This is a genomic window from Burkholderia sp. CCA53, assembly GCF_001685525.1.
Classification (GTDB): domain Bacteria; phylum Pseudomonadota; class Gammaproteobacteria; order Burkholderiales; family Burkholderiaceae; genus Burkholderia; species Burkholderia multivorans.
The window spans coordinates 542,122-557,820 of record NZ_BDDJ01000001.1 but is presented as its reverse complement, the minus strand read 5'-3'; the positions used below and the strand labels follow the sequence as shown (position 1 = coordinate 557,820).

At 66.0% G+C, this 15,699-nt stretch carries 17 protein-coding genes; all 17 read left to right on the top strand.

Annotation, left to right across the window (positions count from 1 at the left end; all coding sequences use genetic code 11):
* Window positions 1-24: 24 nt before the first annotated feature.
* The 17 genes from BCR55_RS02550 to rnc all read left to right on the top strand — a co-directional run bounded on the left by BCR55_RS02550 (window position 25) and on the right by rnc (window position 15,692).
* Window positions 25-660, top strand: coding sequence for a DUF177 domain-containing protein (locus BCR55_RS02550; protein WP_065494136.1), 636 nt, complete (start codon window positions 25-27; stop codon window positions 658-660).
* A 96-nt stretch (window positions 661-756) separates the two neighbouring features.
* Window positions 757-936: a 50S ribosomal protein L32 gene (gene rpmF / locus BCR55_RS02545; RefSeq protein ID WP_006401275.1), complete on the top strand. Its 180-nt coding sequence runs from the start codon at window positions 757-759 to the stop codon at window positions 934-936.
* A gap of 129 nt (window positions 937-1,065) precedes the next feature.
* Window positions 1,066-2,172, top strand: coding sequence for a phosphate acyltransferase PlsX (gene plsX / locus BCR55_RS02540; protein WP_065494135.1), 1,107 nt, complete (start codon window positions 1,066-1,068; stop codon window positions 2,170-2,172).
* On the top strand, window positions 2,173-3,162 hold the full coding sequence (locus BCR55_RS02535) for a beta-ketoacyl-ACP synthase III (protein ID WP_006401273.1): 990 nt from the start codon (window positions 2,173-2,175) through the stop codon (window positions 3,160-3,162).
* An 80-nt stretch (window positions 3,163-3,242) separates the two neighbouring features.
* Window positions 3,243-4,175, top strand: a complete 933-nt coding sequence (fabD, locus tag BCR55_RS02530) for an ACP S-malonyltransferase (RefSeq protein WP_065494134.1) — start codon at window positions 3,243-3,245, stop codon at window positions 4,173-4,175.
* Window positions 4,176-4,211: 36 nt separating this feature from the next.
* A complete protein-coding gene (fabG, locus tag BCR55_RS02525; protein ID WP_065494133.1) occupies window positions 4,212-4,961 on the top strand; it encodes a 3-oxoacyl-ACP reductase FabG in 750 nt (249 codons plus the stop codon).
* 144 nt (window positions 4,962-5,105) lie between these two features.
* Window positions 5,106-5,345, top strand: coding sequence for an acyl carrier protein (acpP, locus tag BCR55_RS02520; RefSeq protein ID WP_004197638.1), 240 nt, complete (start codon window positions 5,106-5,108; stop codon window positions 5,343-5,345).
* Between the two features lie 161 nt (window positions 5,346-5,506).
* The gene (gene fabF / locus BCR55_RS02515; RefSeq protein ID WP_006415542.1) at window positions 5,507-6,739 is read left to right on the top strand and encodes a beta-ketoacyl-ACP synthase II; all 1,233 of its coding nucleotides are present in this window, start codon (window positions 5,507-5,509) and stop codon (window positions 6,737-6,739) included.
* 12 nt (window positions 6,740-6,751) lie between these two features.
* A complete protein-coding gene (locus BCR55_RS02510; RefSeq protein ID WP_006401269.1) occupies window positions 6,752-7,216 on the top strand; it encodes a hypothetical protein in 465 nt (154 codons plus the stop codon).
* A 104-nt stretch (window positions 7,217-7,320) separates the two neighbouring features.
* A complete protein-coding gene (rpoE, locus tag BCR55_RS02505) occupies window positions 7,321-7,920 on the top strand; it encodes an RNA polymerase sigma factor RpoE (RefSeq protein WP_006401268.1) in 600 nt (199 codons plus the stop codon).
* Window positions 7,921-8,010: 90 nt separating this feature from the next.
* Entirely contained in the window at window positions 8,011-8,628 is a 618-nt protein-coding gene (locus BCR55_RS02500) for a sigma-E factor negative regulatory protein (RefSeq protein WP_006408138.1), read from the top strand.
* 5 nt (window positions 8,629-8,633) lie between these two features.
* Window positions 8,634-9,686 carry a MucB/RseB C-terminal domain-containing protein gene (locus BCR55_RS02495; protein ID WP_035489319.1) on the top strand — a complete coding sequence of 351 codons (1,053 nt, stop codon included), beginning with the start codon at window positions 8,634-8,636 and terminating at the stop codon, window positions 9,684-9,686.
* A 16-nt stretch (window positions 9,687-9,702) separates the two neighbouring features.
* On the top strand, window positions 9,703-11,175 hold the full coding sequence (locus BCR55_RS02490; RefSeq protein ID WP_006401265.1) for a DegQ family serine endoprotease: 1,473 nt from the start codon (window positions 9,703-9,705) through the stop codon (window positions 11,173-11,175).
* Window positions 11,176-11,181: 6 nt separating this feature from the next.
* On the top strand, window positions 11,182-11,418 hold the full coding sequence (locus BCR55_RS02485) for a glutaredoxin family protein (RefSeq protein ID WP_006401264.1): 237 nt from the start codon (window positions 11,182-11,184) through the stop codon (window positions 11,416-11,418).
* Window positions 11,419-11,626: 208 nt separating this feature from the next.
* Window positions 11,627-13,420, top strand: coding sequence for a translation elongation factor 4 (gene lepA / locus BCR55_RS02480; RefSeq protein WP_006401262.1), 1,794 nt, complete (start codon window positions 11,627-11,629; stop codon window positions 13,418-13,420).
* 16 nt (window positions 13,421-13,436) lie between these two features.
* Window positions 13,437-14,330 (top strand): signal peptidase I, encoded by an 894-nt coding sequence (lepB, locus tag BCR55_RS02475; protein ID WP_065494132.1) that lies wholly within the window; start codon window positions 13,437-13,439, stop codon window positions 14,328-14,330.
* 153 nt (window positions 14,331-14,483) lie between these two features.
* Entirely contained in the window at window positions 14,484-15,692 is a 1,209-nt protein-coding gene (gene rnc, locus BCR55_RS02470) for a ribonuclease III (protein WP_053297488.1), read from the top strand.
* The last annotated feature ends 7 nt before the right edge of the window (window positions 15,693-15,699 follow it).

The following is a 15,699-nucleotide window of genomic DNA, read 5'->3' as shown; positions in this document are numbered from 1 at the left end:
CGGATCGACTTGCAGGGAGCGCACATGAACACTTCTTCTGGCAAACCTGCGGCAGCGCTCGATCCGCACGCGGTCGACCTGTTCGAATTCGCCCGCAGCGGGCGGCAGGCAGCAGGCGCGGTGCGCCTCTCGCAACTGCCGCGCATGTTGAACGAGGTGCCGGCGGACGCGCCCGATCGCGACACGGTATTCACGTGGCAGGCCGAGGGGTTCACGCAGAAGGAACTGCAGGACGACGGCACCGACGGGCAGCAGCCGTATCTGCGCCTCGCGCTGCACGGCCACGCATGGCTCACGTGCCAGCGCTGCATGACCCCGTACGATCAGGCGTTCGACGTCGACATGGTGTACCGGATCGTCGCGACCGAAGAAGAAGCCGAGGAATTTCCGCTCGACGACGATGAAGCCGATGTGATCGTGGGCTCGCGCCAGTTCGATCTCGTCGACTTGATCGAGGAGGAGTTGCTGCTTTCGCTGCCGCTCGTGCCCAAGCACGAGGTTTGCCCGGCGGTTCACGAAAGCCTCGTGTCGGGTGCGAGCGGTCCTTCGGAAGAGGCGGACGAGGAGTCCGACGACGCCGGGGACGAAGGCAAACGGCCGAATCCGTTCGCAGCGCTCGAAGCGCTGAAGAAGGGCGGGGACGGCAGCAAGAAACACTGAGCAGTGTGGCGCGGGAAGGCGTAAGGGCCGTGGGCCAGGGTAGTTAAGCGCCGGATCGGGCTGTGTTAGAATCCGGAAAATTTTTAGGAGTTAGTCATGGCAGTCCAGCAAAACAAGAAGTCGCCGTCGAAGCGCGGCATGCATCGTTCGCACGATTTCCTGACGGCAGCGCCGCTGGCAGTCGAGCCGAGCACGGGTGAAGTGCATCTGCGTCACCACATCAGCCCGAACGGCTACTATCGCGGCAAGAAAGTCGTCAAGACGAAGAACGACTAAGCGTCTCCTCGTGCGTTGCGCGCTACGATGGCCGTTCGCGTGACAACTGGTTCGCTTGACACTTTCCTGGCTCAACAAAAAGGCGGCATTCAACTGCCGCTTTTTTGTGCCTGAAATTCGTCGCATTCCATGACCGTAAAGCTCACAATCGACTGCATGGGAGGCGACCACGGCCCGTCCGTGACCGTTCCCGCGGCAGTCAAGTTCGTTCGTGCGCATCCCGATGCGCATCTGATGCTCGTCGGCATCGAAAGCGCGATCCGCGCGCAGCTCAAGAAGCTGAAAGCCCTCGACGATCCCGCGCTGTCCATCGTGCCCGCCACCGAAGTCGTGGCGATGGACGATCCTGTCGAAGTCGCGCTGCGCAAGAAGAAGGATTCTTCGATGCGCGTCGCGCTGAATCACGTGAAGGACGGCGAGGCGCAGGCGTGCATCTCGGCCGGCAACACCGGCGCGCTGATGGCCGTGTCGCGTTACGTGCTGAAGACGCTGCCCGGTATCGAGCGGCCCGCGATCGCGTTCTCGCTGCCGAATCCGACCGGCTACACGATGATGCTCGACCTCGGTGCGAACGTCGACTGCGAACCGCAGCATCTGCTGCAGTTCGCGGAGATGGGCCACGCGCTCGTCGCGGCGCTCGAAGGCAAGGACCGACCGACGATCGGCCTGCTGAACATCGGCGAAGAAGTGATCAAGGGCAACGAGACGATCAAGCGCGCCGGCGAACTGCTGCGCGCGAGCACGCTCAATTTCCGCGGCAACGTCGAAGGCAACGACATCTACAAGGGCACCGTGGACGTGATCGTCTGCGACGGCTTCGTCGGCAACGTCGCGCTGAAGACGTCGGAAGGGCTCGCGCAGATGCTCTCCGACATCATCCGCGAGGAGTTCGGCCGTTCGCTGCTGTCGAAGCTGATGGCGCTGCTCGCGCTGCCCGTGCTGATGCGCTTCAAGAAGCGCGTCGACCATCGGCAGTACAACGGCGCGGCGCTGCTGGGGCTGAAGAGCCTCGTGATCAAGAGCCACGGTTCGGCCGACGCGTACGCGTTTGAGTGGGCGATCAAACGCGGGTATGATGCCGTCAAAAACGGCGTGCTGGAGCGCCTCACGCGCGCGATGGCGGACAATTCGGTGTCGCTCGGCGACGGCGAACACGACGCAGGCGGTGCGGGCCCCGTGAGCCCGGCCGCAGGCCATCACGCCGAACCTTCCGCTGCGCAATCCTCTAAAGCATAAATGGCCCAATCGACTCTCTATTCCCGCGTGCTCGGCACGGGCAGCTATCTGCCGCCCGACCGTGTCACGAACCAGCAGCTCGCCGATCGTCTTGCGAAGGAAGGTATCGAGACGAGCGATGAATGGATCGTGGCACGCACGGGCATCCACGCGCGCCATTTCGCCGCGCCGGACGTGACGACGAGCGATCTCGCGCTCGAGGCGTCGCGCCGCGCGATCGAGGCGGCCGATATCGATCCGCAGTCGATCGACCTGATCATCGTCGCGACTTCGACCCCCGATTTCGTGTTTCCGAGCACCGCCTGCCTGCTGCAGAACAAGCTCGGCATCAAGAACGGCGGGGCGGCGTTCGACGTTCAGGCCGTGTGCTCGGGGTTCGCGTATGCGATGGCGACGGCCGACAGCTTCATCCGCAGCGGCCAGCACCGCACGGCGCTCGTCGTCGGCGCGGAGACGTTCTCGCGCATTCTCGATTTCAAGGACCGCACCACCTGTGTGCTGTTCGGCGACGGCGCGGGCGCGGTGATCCTGTCCGCCTCCGAAGAGCCGGGCGTGCTCGGCAGCGCGCTGCACGCGGACGGCAGCTATTCGCACATCCTGTGCACGCCGGGCAACGTGAACCGCGGCGTGATCGACGGCAGCGCGTTCCTGCACATGGACGGACAAGCCGTGTTCAAGCTCGCGGTCAACGTGCTCGAGAAGGTCGCGATCGAAGCGCTCGCGAAGGCGAATCTCGCGCCCGAGCAGGTCGACTGGCTGATTCCGCATCAGGCCAACATCCGGATCATGACGAGCACGTGCCGCAAGCTCGGGCTGCCGCAGGAACGCATGGTCGTGACGGTCGGCGAGCACGGCAACACGTCCGCCGCGTCGATTCCGCTCGCCTTCGATGCCGCGGTGCGCGACGGCCGCATCCAGCGCGGTCAGCACGTGCTGATCGAAGGCGTCGGCGGCGGCTTCACGTGGGGCGCGTCGGTCTTCCGCTACTGATCCGTCGCGCGCGCATGGCGCGCGCTCCCTTCGGCGCGCCGTTCGTGCGCGCCGCTCGAACCGATTCAATTGGGGACGATATGAAATTTGCATTCGTTTTTCCGGGGCAGGGCTCGCAGTCCGTCGGCATGCTGAACGCATTCGCCGATCTCGCCGTCGTGCGCGAGACGCTGCAGGAAGCGTCCGATGCGCTGAACCAGGATCTCGGCAAGCTGATCGCCGAAGGCCCTGCCGAAGAACTGAATCTGACGACGAATACGCAGCCGGTGATGCTGACGGCCGCCTATGCGTGCTATCGCGCGTGGCAGCAGGCGGGCGGTCCGGCGCCGTCGATCGTCGCGGGGCACAGCCTCGGCGAATACACGGCGCTCGTCGCCGCCGGTGCGATCGCGTTCAAGGACGCGGTGCCGCTCGTGCGCTTCCGTGCGCAGGCGATGCAGACCGCGGTGCCGGTCGGTCAGGGCGGGATGGCCGCGATCCTCGGCCTCGATGACGATACCGTGCGTGCCGTGTGCGCGGAAGCGTCGAGCGAAGGCGTGGTCGAAGCCGTGAACTTCAACGCGCCGGCGCAGGTCGTGATCGCGGGCGCGAAGGCGGCCGTCGAAAAGGCATGCGAAGTCGCGAAGGCGAAGGGCGCGAAGCGCGCGCTGCCGCTGCCGGTGTCCGCGCCGTTCCACTCGTCGCTGCTCAAGCCCGCGTCGGATCAGCTGCGCGACTGTCTCGCGAACGTCGAGGTGAAGGCGCCGCAGATTCCGGTGGTGAACAACATCGACGTCGCGGTCGTCAGCGATCCGGCGGCGATCAAGGACGCGCTCGTGCGCCAGGCGGCGGGCCCCGTGCGCTGGGTCGAATGCGTGAAGCACATCGCGGGCACGGGCGTCACGCACGTGATCGAATGCGGGCCGGGCAAGGTGCTCGCGGGCCTGACGAAGCGCATCGACGGCAACCTGACGGGCGCATCGGTGTTCGATCCGGCGTCGCTCGACGAAGCGCTCAAGCTGGTGACCGCGTAACGCGGCGCCGTTCCTCAAGAGACGGATATTCGATTCATGGAAAAGACTCTCGATAAACAGGTCGCGATCGTGACCGGCGCATCGCGCGGTATCGGCCGTGCGATTGCGCTCGAACTCGCGCGCCTCGGTGCGACGGTGATCGGCACGGCGACGAGCGAGTCGGGCGCCGCCGCGATCACGGCCGCCTTCGCGGAGGCCGGCGTGACGGGCCGCGGCGCGGTGCTGAACGTCAACGACGCCGCCGCGGCCGAAGCGGTGATCGACGCGACCGTGAAGGAGTTCGGCGCGCTGAACGTGCTCGTCAACAATGCCGGCATCACGCAGGATCAGCTTGCGATGCGCATGAAGGACGAGGACTGGGACGCGGTGATCGATACGAACCTGAAGTCGGTGTTCCGCCTGTCGCGTGCGGTGCTGCGTCCGATGATGAAGGCGCGCGGCGGCCGCATCATCAACATCACGTCGGTGGTCGGTTCGACCGGCAATCCGGGTCAGGCCAACTACGCGGCCGCGAAGGCTGGCGTGGCGGGCATGACGCGTGCGCTCGCGCGTGAGATCGGCAGCCGCGGCATCACCGTGAACTGCGTCGCGCCGGGCTTCATCGATACCGACATGACGAAGACGCTGCCGGAAGAGCAGCAGGCCGCACTGAAAACGCAGATTCCGCTCGGCCGCCTCGGCAGCCCGGAAGACATTGCACACGCCGTCGCGTTCCTCGCATCGCCGCAGGCCGGTTACATCACCGGCACGACGCTGCACGTGAACGGCGGCATGTACATGTCTTGAGCATTTTCGTTTACCATCCGCGCCGTATCCCGTTTTTCAGGCGGATCGGCGCTTGATCGACCATCAAGCCAACGCGCGTTTTGCCTTGGGCAAACCTGATAAAATGCGCGCACTTGTAAATCTGAACTTTCCCTCGGAGGGGTAATGGACAACATCGAACAACGTGTCAAGAAGATCGTCGCCGAACAACTGGGCGTCGCCGAAGCCGAGATCAAGAACGAAGCTTCGTTCGTGAACGACCTGGGCGCCGACTCGCTCGACACCGTCGAACTGGTGATGGCTCTGGAAGACGAGTTCGGCATGGAAATCCCGGACGAAGAGGCGGAGAAGATCACGACGGTTCAGCAAGCGATCGACTACGCTCGCGCGAACGTCAAGGCGTAAGCGCAGCCGCGCTCGTCTGTCACGTCGCCGCGATCTTCGCGTTTGACGCGCCATCCTGCCGGCATCCTCGCCGGACGGACTAACAGCCACAGGGCTCGCAGGGCTGGTTCCTGTGGCCACTGTGGCTTTTGTTTTTGTCATCCAATGGAAAAGAGGTTACCGTGAGCCGCCGTCGTGTTGTCGTTACAGGCCTGGGGCTGATTTCGCCTGTTGGCAATAATGTTGCCGACGGCTGGGCCAATCTCGTCGCCGGCAAGTCCGGTATCGCCACCGTCACGAAGTTCGATGCGTCGAACCTGGCCGTGCATTTCGCGGGCGAGGTGAAGGGTTTCAACGCCGAGGAATACATCCCGGCGAAGGAAGCCCGCAACATGGATACGTTTATCCATTACGGCATCGCGGCCGGCATCCAGGCGCTGAAGGACAGCGGGCTGGAAGTGACCGAAGCGAATGCCGAACGCATCGGCGTGCTGGTCGGCTCGGGCATCGGCGGTCTGCCGATGATCGAAGACACGCACCAGACCTACGTCGATCGCGGCGCACGCCGTATTTCGCCGTTTTTCGTGCCGGGTTCGATCATCAACATGATCTCGGGCCACCTGAGCATCATGTTCGGCCTGAAGGGCCCGAACCTCGCCGCCGTCACGGCCTGCACGACCGGCCTGCACAGCATCGGCCTCGCGGCGCGCCTGATCCAGGCCGGCGACGCGGACGTGATGGTCGCCGGCGGCGCCGAATCGACGGTGTCGCCGCTCGGCATCGGCGGCTTCGCGGCCGCGCGCGCGCTGTCGACCCGCAACGACGATCCGGCCACCGCATCGCGTCCGTGGGACAAGGACCGCGACGGCTTCGTGCTCGGCGAAGGGGCCGGCGTGATGGTGCTCGAGGAGTACGAATCGGCGAAGGCGCGCGGCGCGAAGATCTACGCGGAAGTCGCGGGCTTCGGCATGACGGGCGACGCGTACCACATGACCGCGCCGAACATGGACGGCCCGCGCCGCTGCATGGTCGCGGCGCTGCGCGACGCCGGCGTGAACGCGGACGAGGTCCAGTACCTGAACGCGCACGGCACGTCGACGCCGCTTGGCGACAAGAACGAATCCGACGCGGTGAAGGCGGCTTTCGGCGATCACGCGTACAAGATCGTCGTGAACTCGACGAAGTCGATGACGGGCCACCTGCTGGGCGGCGCGGGCGGCCTCGAATCGGTGTTCACGGTGCTCGCGCTGCATAACAACGTGTCGCCGCCGACCATCAACATCTTCAACCAGGACCCGGAGTGCGATCTCGACTACTGCGCGAACACCGCGCGTGAGATGAAGATCGACGTGGCCGTGAAGAACAACTTCGGCTTCGGCGGCACCAACGGCACGCTGGTGTTCAAGCGCGTCTGACGCCTACATCGCTTGACGAGTCCATTCGATGCACCGGCCGGGCGTCCGCAGCGTTTCTCGCTGCGGGCCTCGGCCGTGTCGTATGTCGTGCTGGCCGCGTTCGTCGCGGCGGCCGCGGCATCCGCGTACCTGTTCTGCGCGCCGCGGGCCGGTATCGTGACGGGCGCGTGCGTCGCGGCCGCCACGGCGGCGCTACTGGCGATCGGCGCGGTGCGCGCATGCGCGCGGCGCTTGCCGCACGAGCTGCAGATCGATGCATTCGGGGAAGTTGCGGCGTTTGGCCGCGGCGGCCGGCTGCTCGCGCGCGGTCGCGTGACCGGGCATGCACACTGGAGCAGCCTGCTGCTCGTGCTGTCGGTCGGGCAGGGCGCCCGGCGGGCGCGGCCGCTGCTGATTCCGGCCGATGCGCTCGACGGCGCGTCGTTCAGCGCACTGGCGGTGCTCGCGCGCAGCGCGGGCCGGGCGGCGCGCGCATGACGGCACGGGCTGTTACGACGCGTAACCAGCGGCGCGCGCAGCGGCCGGCGCGGGAACGTTACAATAGCGCTCCGCGTTGCATCCCTAGTTAACGGATTTGTCAGGTGAGTGAAAAAGAAATCGATCAGGTTCTGGTCGAGCGCGTTCAGAAAGGCGACAAGGCAGCGTTCGAACTCCTGGTCTCCAAATACCACCGCAAGATCATTCGGCTGATCTCGCGCCTCGTGCGGGACCCCGCCGAGGTCGAGGATGTGGCGCAGGACGCGTTCATCAAGGCGTATCGGGCGTTGCCGCAGTTTCGCGGCGAGTCCGCGTTCTACACGTGGTTGTACCGGATTGCCGTCAATACGGCCAAGAACTACCTTGCGACGCAGGGCCGCCGGGCGCCGACGTCGACCGAGGCCGATGCCGAGGAGGCGGAAACTTTCTCCGACGCAGACCAACTAAGGGATATCAACACGCCTGAGTCGATGTTGATGAGCAAGCAGATTGCCGAAACGGTCAACACGGCGATGGCCGCGCTGCCGGAGGAGTTGCGCCAGGCGATCACGCTGCGCGAGATCGAAGGTCTCAGCTACGAGGAAATCGCGGAAATGATGGGCTGTCCGATCGGCACGGTCCGGTCGCGGATTTTCCGGGCGCGCGAGGCAATCGCTGCGAAATTGCGTCCGCTGCTCGATACGCCGGAAGGCAAGCGCTGGTAAGCGCCGCCGACGGGCGCAACGACGCGGGTCGGGGTCTAGTTACGGATAGAGTCGTGAAGTCACGACGGGGTGTGCAAGATGGGGAGCATCATGGGGTCGGTCAATACGCAGTCGCAAGCGTGCTCGCACGGCGAGCGCCTTTCCGCTCTGGTCGACGGCGAAATGTTCGACGGCCCGGATCACGGGCAGTTTCTGGCTGAGCTCGACCGCGCGGATCGCGCTGCGTGGGCCCACTACCACCTGATCGGCGATGCGCTGCGCTCGGACGAGCTGGCGCTGTCGCCCGCGCTGAGCGCGGCGTTCACCGCGCGCATGTCGGCCGCGCTCGAAGCCGAGCCGCACCTGCTCGCGCCGGCGGCCGCGCCCGTCACCCGCAAGCTGCTGTCGCTGCGCCGTCGCGTGGTGCCCGCGTTCGCCGTCGCTGCCGCGGCGGCCACGCTGACGTGGATCGTCGTTCCGCAGATGCAGACGGCCGGCACGCCGGGCGCCGTCCAGGTCGCGTCGGTCGGTGCACCGGCGAACGGCGGCCTGCAGCGCGTGACGGTTGCGCAGGCATCGGCACAGCCGGGGCTGCAGGACGTCAACATCATTCGCGACGCGAGTCTCGATCAATACCTTGAAGCGCACCAGCAATTCGCGCAGCAGCCCGTCGTCACGGGCTCGATGCCGCTGATCCGCGCTGCCGTGTCCACCACGCCAGGCCAATAAACTCGATGCGGACATTGCGGTTGAATCACGCCATCTCCGGATGGAAGCGGCTGCCGGCCCTCCTGCTTTGCGCAGCCGCGCTGTTGTCCGTTCAATCCCTTCCTGCCAGCGCCCAGCAACCGGACGATCCCGTCGCGACCCGCAAGGCCGCCGCGGAATGGCTCGACCGCATCCAGCAGGCGGCGCAGCAGCAGACCTACGAAGGCACGTTCGTCTATCAGCGCGGCGGATACGTCCAGTCGTCGCGCATCGCGCACATCGCGTCGCGCGACGGCGAGTTCGAACGGATCGAAACGCTCGACGGCAAGCCGCGCAAGCTGCTGCGCCATAACGACGAGCTCTATACCTTCGTGCCCGAGCGCAAGCTCTGCGTGGTCGAGCGCCGGCAGACGCGCGATTCGTTCCCCGCGCTGCTCGGGGCGAGCGGCGAGCACGTGATGTCCGTCTACGACGCGAAGCTGCTCGGCAAGGATCGCGTTGCCGGCATCGACGCGCAGGTCGTCGAACTCGTCCCGAAGGACGCCTATCGTTTTACCTACAAGCTGTGGGTCGATGCGCGCACGGGCCTGCTGCTGCGCTCGCAGACGCTCGACGCGAACGATCGCGTACTCGAGCAGATCGCGTTCTCGCAGCTGCAGACGGGCGCGGCCGGCGGCGACAAGGCTGCGATCGCGGCCGGCATGCGCAACCTCGGCGGCTGGACGGTCGTCCGTCCGCCGGTGGCGACGGTCGACATGGAGGCGCAGGGCTGGCAGATCGCACCGGGCGTCGCGGGCTTCCAGAAGATCCGCGAGGTGCGCCGGCCGATGGCCGCGCGCGATGCGGGCGATCCGCCGATCGCAGTCGATCAGGCCGTGTTCACCGACGGGCTCGCGACGATCTCCGTCTTCATCGAACCGGCCGAAAAGAATTCGCGCAAGGAAGGCGCGGGCAGCACCGGCGCGACGCACGTGCTCGTCAAGCGCCGCGGCGACTACTGGATCACCGTGCTCGGCGAAGTTCCGCCGGCAACGTTGCAGCAGTTCGCGTCTGCCATAGAATACAAGGCTTCCAAGTAACGCTACGGCTTCCGACATGATGAAAATCACGCTGCGCAAATGGCTTGCGGCGGCGGCGCTGTCCGCCTGCCTGCCGCTCGTGCCGCACACCGCGGCCGCCGCGCCGGTCCCCGCTGCCAGCCTGCCCGATTTCGCCGATCTGGTCGAAAAGGTCGGGCCGGCCGTCGTGAACATCCGCACCACCGCGAACGTGCCGTCCGGCCCGCGCGGCGGGCTGCCGCCCGGTTTCGACAACGGCGACATGTCGGAATTCTTCCGGCGCTTCTTCGGCATTCCGCTGCCGCAGGCGCCCGGCAATCCCAAAAACGCACCGGCGCCCGACAACCCGCCCGACACCGAGCAGAACCGCGGCGTCGGCTCGGGCTTCATCGTCTCGGCCGACGGCTACGTGATGACGAACGCGCACGTCGTCGACGACGCGGACACGATCTACGTGACGCTCACCGACAAGCGCGAATTCAAGGCGAAGCTGATCGGCGTCGACGACCGCACGGACGTCGCGGTCGTGAAGATCCAGGCGTCGAATCTGCCGGTCGTCGCGATCGGCGATTCCAACAAGGTGCGCGTCGGCGAGTGGGTCGTCGCGATCGGCTCGCCGTTCGGCCTCGACAACACGGTCACGGCCGGTATCGTCAGCTCGAAGAGCCGCAACACCGGCGATTACCTGCCGTTCATCCAGACCGACGTCGCCGTGAACCCCGGCAACTCGGGCGGCCCGCTGATCAACATGCAGGGCGAGGTGATCGGCATCAATTCGCAGATCTACAGCCGCACCGGCGGCTTCATGGGCATTTCGTTCGCGATCCCGATCGACGAGGCGATGCGCGTCGCCGATCAGCTGAAAGCGACCGGCAAGGTCACGCGCGGCCGGATCGCGGTCGCGATCGGCGAGGTGACGAAGGACGTGGCCGACTCGATCGGACTGCCGAAGGCGGAGGGCGCGCTCGTCAGCAGCGTCGAGCCGGGCGGCCCGGCCGACAAGGCGGGCGTCCAGCCGGGCGACATCATCCTGAAGTTCAACGGCCGCGCGGTCGATACGGCATCCGACCTGCCGCGCATGGTCGGCGACACGAAGCCGGGCACGAAGGCGACCGTCACCGTATGGCGCAAGGGTCAGGCGCGCGACCTGCCGATCACGATCGCAGAGACGCCGTCCGATACGACCGCGAAGGCCGATCCGCGCAAGAACGCGCCGCAGAAGCCGCGCCAGAGCAATGCGCTCGGCCTGACGGTCAGCGACCTGTCGGCCGATCAGCTGAAGGCGTTGAAGCTGAAGAACGGCGTGCAGGTGGACGGCGTCGACGGCCCGGCCGCGCGCGCCGGCCTGCAGCGCGGCGACATCGTGCTGCGCGTCGGCGACACCGACATCACGAGCGCGAAGCAGTTCGCCGAAGTGACGTCGCAGCTCGACGCGCAGAAGGCCGTCGCGGTGCTCGTGCGACGCGGCGACAACACGCAGTTCGTGCCGGTGCGGCCGCGCCAGAAGTAACGCGCGATGTTCACGCTCTACGGCCGCGGCTGGTGCCATCTCTGCGACGACATGCGCGACGCGCTGGCACCGGTCGCCGCCGAATTCGGCGTGGCGGTCGACTATGTCGACATCGATGCCGATCCGGCGCTCGTCGCGCGCTACGACGAGGACGTGCCGGTGCTGCTGCTGGACGGCACCGAGGTATGCCGGCACCGCTTCGACGACGCGAAGGTGCGCAACGCGCTCGCGGCGCGACGCTGAGGGCGTCGTTCGGCGCATGCGGGCGGTCCGCGCGGCGCCGAGGCCGGCGGGCGAGCCCAACCGGCAAGCCCAACCGGCGGCCCCTACCGGCAAGCCCAAATTACCGCCCGGCGAAGGCCTTTTCGGCTAAAATAGGCCGTTTTTTCACCGACTTACAAGGCGTGCTCCGCGGTCGTCGAGCGCGCCTTTTTCGCTTGATCGGCACTGAATGGATCATATTCGCAATTTCTCGATCATCGCGCACATCGACCATGGCAAGTCGACGCTCGCGGATCGCATCATCCAGGTCTGCGGCGGTCTCGCCGACCGTGAAATGGAAGCGCAGGTGCTCGACTCGATGGACATCGAGCGCGAGCGCGGCATCACGATCAAGGCGCAGACGGCTGCATTGTCGTATCGCGCGCGCGACGGCAAGGTCTACAACCTGAACCTGATCGATACGCCGGGGCACGTCGATTTCTCGTACGAGGTCAGCCGTTCCCTGTCCGCGTGCGAGGGCGCGCTGCTCGTCGTCGATGCAAGCCAGGGCGTCGAAGCGCAGACGGTCGCGAACTGCTACACGGCGATCGAGCTCGGCGTCGAGGTCGTGCCGGTGCTGAACAAGATCGACCTGCCGGCCGCGAACCCCGAGAACGCGATCGCCGAGATCGAGGACGTGATCGGCATCGACGCGTCCGACGCCACGCGCTGCAGCGCGAAGACGGGCCTCGGCGTCGAGGACGTGCTCGAGGCGCTGATCGCGAAGGTGCCGCCGCCGAAGGGCGATCCGGCCGCGCCGCTGCAGGCGCTGATCATCGACTCCTGGTTCGACAACTACGTCGGCGTCGTGATGCTCGTGCGCATCGTGAACGGCACGCTGCGTCCGAAGGACAAGATCAAGCTGATGGCGACCGGCGCGCAGTATCCGGTCGAGCACATCGGCGTGTTCACGCCGAAGTCGCGCAATCTGGAATCGCTGTCGGCGGGGCAGGTGGGCTTCATCATCGCCGGCATCAAGGAACTGACGGCCGCGAAGGTCGGCGATACGGTCACGCATGCGACGAAGGCCGCGGCCGAGCCGCTGCCGGGCTTCAAGGAAGTGAAGCCGCAGGTGTTCGCGGGCCTCTATCCGGTCGAGGCGAACCAATACGACGCGCTGCGCGAATCGCTCGAGAAGCTGAAGCTCAACGACGCATCGCTGCAGTACGAGCCGGAAGTGTCGCAGGCGCTCGGCTTCGGTTTCCGCTGCGGCTTCCTCGGGCTGCTGCACATGGAAATCGTGCAGGAGCGGCTCGAGCGCGAATTCGACATGGACCTCATCACGACCGCACCGACGGTCGTCTACGAGGTCGTGCAGAGCGACGGCTCGACGATCATGGTCGAGAACCCGGCGAAGATGCCGGAGCCCGCGCGCATCGCCGAGATCCGCGAGCCGATCGTCACCGTGAACCTGTACATGCCGCAGGACTACGTCGGGTCCGTGATCACGCTGTGCGAACAGAAGCGCGGCTCGCAGATCAACATGCAGTATCACGGCCGCCAGGTGCAGCTGACGTACGAAATCCCGATGGCCGAGATCGTGCTCGATTTCTTCGATCGCCTGAAGTCGGTGTCGCGCGGCTATGCGTCGATGGACTACGAGTTCAAGGAATACCGCTCGTCGGACGTCGTCAAGGTCGACATGCTGATCAACGGCGACAAGGTCGACGCGCTGTCGATCATCGTCCACCGTTCGCAGTCGCAGTACCGCGGCCGCGAAGTCGCCGCGAAGATGCGCGAAATCATCCCGCGGCAGATGTACGACGTGGCGATCCAGGCTGCGATCGGCGCGCACATCATCGCGCGCGAGAACATCAAGGCGTTGCGCAAGAACGTGCTCGCGAAGTGCTACGGCGGCGACATCACGCGTAAGAAGAAACTGCTCGAGAAGCAGAAAGAAGGCAAGAAACGAATGAAGCAGGTGGGTTCGGTCGAGATCCCGCAGGAGGCGTTCCTCGCGATCTTGCGCGTCGAAGACAAATAACAGGACTGATCCTTTTATGAATTTTGCGCTGATTCTTTTTGTGCTCGTCATCGTGACGGGCGTAGCGTGGGTGCTCGACAAACTGGTGTTCCTGCCGCGGCGCCGCAAGGCGGCCGAGGCGGCGGTCGAAGAGTTCGATCGGCAGCAGTCGCGGATCGACAAGCGTTTCGCAGACGAAAACGCGGTGCAGACGCGCTCGAAGCTGCGCGACGAGAAGCTGCGCCAGCCGTGGTGGCTCGAATACACGGCGAGCTTTTTCCCGGTGATTCTCGCGGTGTTCGTCGTGCGTTCGTTCATCGTCGAGCCGTTCAAGATTCCGTCGGGCTCGATGGTGCCGACGCTGCTCGTCGGCGACTTCATCCTCGTGAACAAGTTCGAGTACGGGCTGCGCATGCCGATCACGAACACGAAGATCACGCAGGGTAGCCCGCTCGCGCGCGGCGACGTCGTCGTGTTCCGCTACCCGAAGGACGAATCGGTCGACTACATCAAGCGCGTGATCGGTCTGCCGGGCGACACGGTCGCGTACCAGGACAAGCAGCTGACGATCAACGGCCAGCCGGTGCCCGAAACGCCGTTGCCCGATTACTTCGACGACGAGCGGCAGAATTACGCGAAGCAGTTCGAAGAGACGATCGGCAACAAGAAGAACGCGATCCTGAACAACCCGGCCGTGCCGCCGTTCGTGATGGGCGCATATGACTATCCGTATCGCGACAACTGCACGTACAACAGCCGCGGCGTGATCTGCAAGGTGCCGCCGGGCCACTACTTCATGATGGGCGACAACCGCGACAACAGCGCGGACAGCCGCTACTGGGGCTTCGTGCCCGACAAGAACATCGTCGGCCGCGCGTTCTTCATCTGGATGAACTTCAGCGACCTGAAGCGCATCGGTTCCTTCGACTGATCGCGCTCGGCTCGCATGCAATACGCGGCGCACGGGCCGCGCCGCGTATTGCCGAACTACTTTAAAAACCGGCGGTAACACCGCTTCGTCACGCCTTTTCGCGTCCGGCCGCGCCGTTTCGGCCCGAACGGCGCCCGCGTTATACTCCTGCACATGCCCCTATCCCAGTTGGAAAGCCGGCTGCGCTACGAATTTCGCAATGCGGAATTGTTGCGCCAGGCTTTGACCCATCGCAGTCACAGTGCCACGCACAACGAGCGGCTCGAGTTTCTCGGCGATTCCGTTCTGAATTGCGCGGTGGCCGCCCTTTTGTTCCAGCGTTTCGGCAAGCTCGACGAAGGGGATCTGTCGCGCGTGCGCGCGAATCTCGTCAAGCAGCAGTCGCTGTACGAAATCGCTCAGGCCCTCAATATCTCGGAAGGCTTGCGGCTCGGCGAAGGCGAGCTGCGCAGCGGCGGCTTCCGCCGCCCGTCGATCCTCGCGGACGCATTCGAAGCCATCATCGGGGCGGTGTTCCTCGATGGCGGCTTCGAAGCCGCCCAAGGGGTCATCAAGCGCCTTTACGTGCCGATCCTCGACCACATCGATCCGCGCACGCTGGGCAAGGACGCCAAGACGCTGCTGCAGGAATACCTGCAGGGCCACAAGATCGCGCTGCCGACGTACACCGTCGTCGCGACGCATGGTGCGGCGCACAATCAGCAGTTCGAAGTGGAATGTACGGTGCCGAAGCTCGACGTGAAGGTGTCGGGTTCCGGCGCGAGCCGGCGCGCGGCCGAGCAGGCCGCCGCGAAGAAGGCGCTCGACGAGGTAATGGCGGCCGCGCCGATGTTGGCGGCGAAGCCGAAGCGCTCCAAGAGCGCGCGCGCGGCCAAGCAGGCGGAACCCGAGATCGTGCCGGGCGTGAAGGGCGTGCAGGAAGCGCTCGATCTGCGTTCGCCGGAGCGCAAGGAGCGCGCGGCTGCACGCGACGCGAAGGCTGCAGCGGCAGCTGCCGCAGCGGGCGCGGAGCCGGCCGAACGGCCGGCCGTCGCTCCCGTTGCCGCGATTCGCGCGGCGCATGTCGAAACCGCGGCCGACAAGGGTGAGCGCGCCGCGAAAGCCGCGGCGGACAAGCCGGCGGCCGAAAAAGCGCCCGATCGCGCCGACGCCGCGCCGCGTGCGGCCGACAAGCCGGCCGGCGCCGCATCGGACGCCTCGACAGCTTCCGGCGACACGGCATCGCGCCCCGACAAGTCGGCGGCCGCCGATGCGCGCACCGCGGCGCGCGTGCCCGACGTCGCCGCTGCCGGCCCCGATACGTCGGCGGGCGCCGCGAGCGTGGCCGCCGCGCCGGCGCGCGTCGCCGATGCCGACCACTGAATTGCCC

Excerpts from the sequence above, each read along its gene's own strand:
- rnc (WP_053297488.1), top strand. The coding sequence starts at position 14,484 with ATGCCCCTATCCCAGTTGGAAAGCCGGCTGCGCTACGAATTTCGCAAT.
- lepB (WP_065494132.1), top strand. The coding sequence starts at position 13,437 with ATGAATTTTGCGCTGATTCTTTTTGTGCTCGTCATCGTGACGGGCGTA.
- BCR55_RS02485 (WP_006401264.1), top strand. The coding sequence starts at position 11,182 with ATGTTCACGCTCTACGGCCGCGGCTGGTGCCATCTCTGCGACGACATG.
- rpmF (WP_006401275.1), top strand. The coding sequence starts at position 757 with ATGGCAGTCCAGCAAAACAAGAAGTCGCCGTCGAAGCGCGGCATGCAT.
- BCR55_RS02490 (WP_006401265.1), top strand. The coding sequence starts at position 9,703 with ATGATGAAAATCACGCTGCGCAAATGGCTTGCGGCGGCGGCGCTGTCC.
- BCR55_RS02500 (WP_006408138.1), top strand. The coding sequence starts at position 8,011 with ATGGGGTCGGTCAATACGCAGTCGCAAGCGTGCTCGCACGGCGAGCGC.
- lepA (WP_006401262.1), top strand. The coding sequence starts at position 11,627 with ATGGATCATATTCGCAATTTCTCGATCATCGCGCACATCGACCATGGC.
- BCR55_RS02550 (WP_065494136.1), top strand. The coding sequence starts at position 25 with ATGAACACTTCTTCTGGCAAACCTGCGGCAGCGCTCGATCCGCACGCG.
- fabG (WP_065494133.1), top strand. The coding sequence starts at position 4,212 with ATGGAAAAGACTCTCGATAAACAGGTCGCGATCGTGACCGGCGCATCG.
- BCR55_RS02535 (WP_006401273.1), top strand. The coding sequence starts at position 2,173 with ATGGCCCAATCGACTCTCTATTCCCGCGTGCTCGGCACGGGCAGCTAT.
- BCR55_RS02495 (WP_035489319.1), top strand. The coding sequence starts at position 8,634 with ATGCGGACATTGCGGTTGAATCACGCCATCTCCGGATGGAAGCGGCTG.
- fabD (WP_065494134.1), top strand. The coding sequence starts at position 3,243 with ATGAAATTTGCATTCGTTTTTCCGGGGCAGGGCTCGCAGTCCGTCGGC.
- plsX (WP_065494135.1), top strand. The coding sequence starts at position 1,066 with ATGACCGTAAAGCTCACAATCGACTGCATGGGAGGCGACCACGGCCCG.
- acpP (WP_004197638.1), top strand. The coding sequence starts at position 5,106 with ATGGACAACATCGAACAACGTGTCAAGAAGATCGTCGCCGAACAACTG.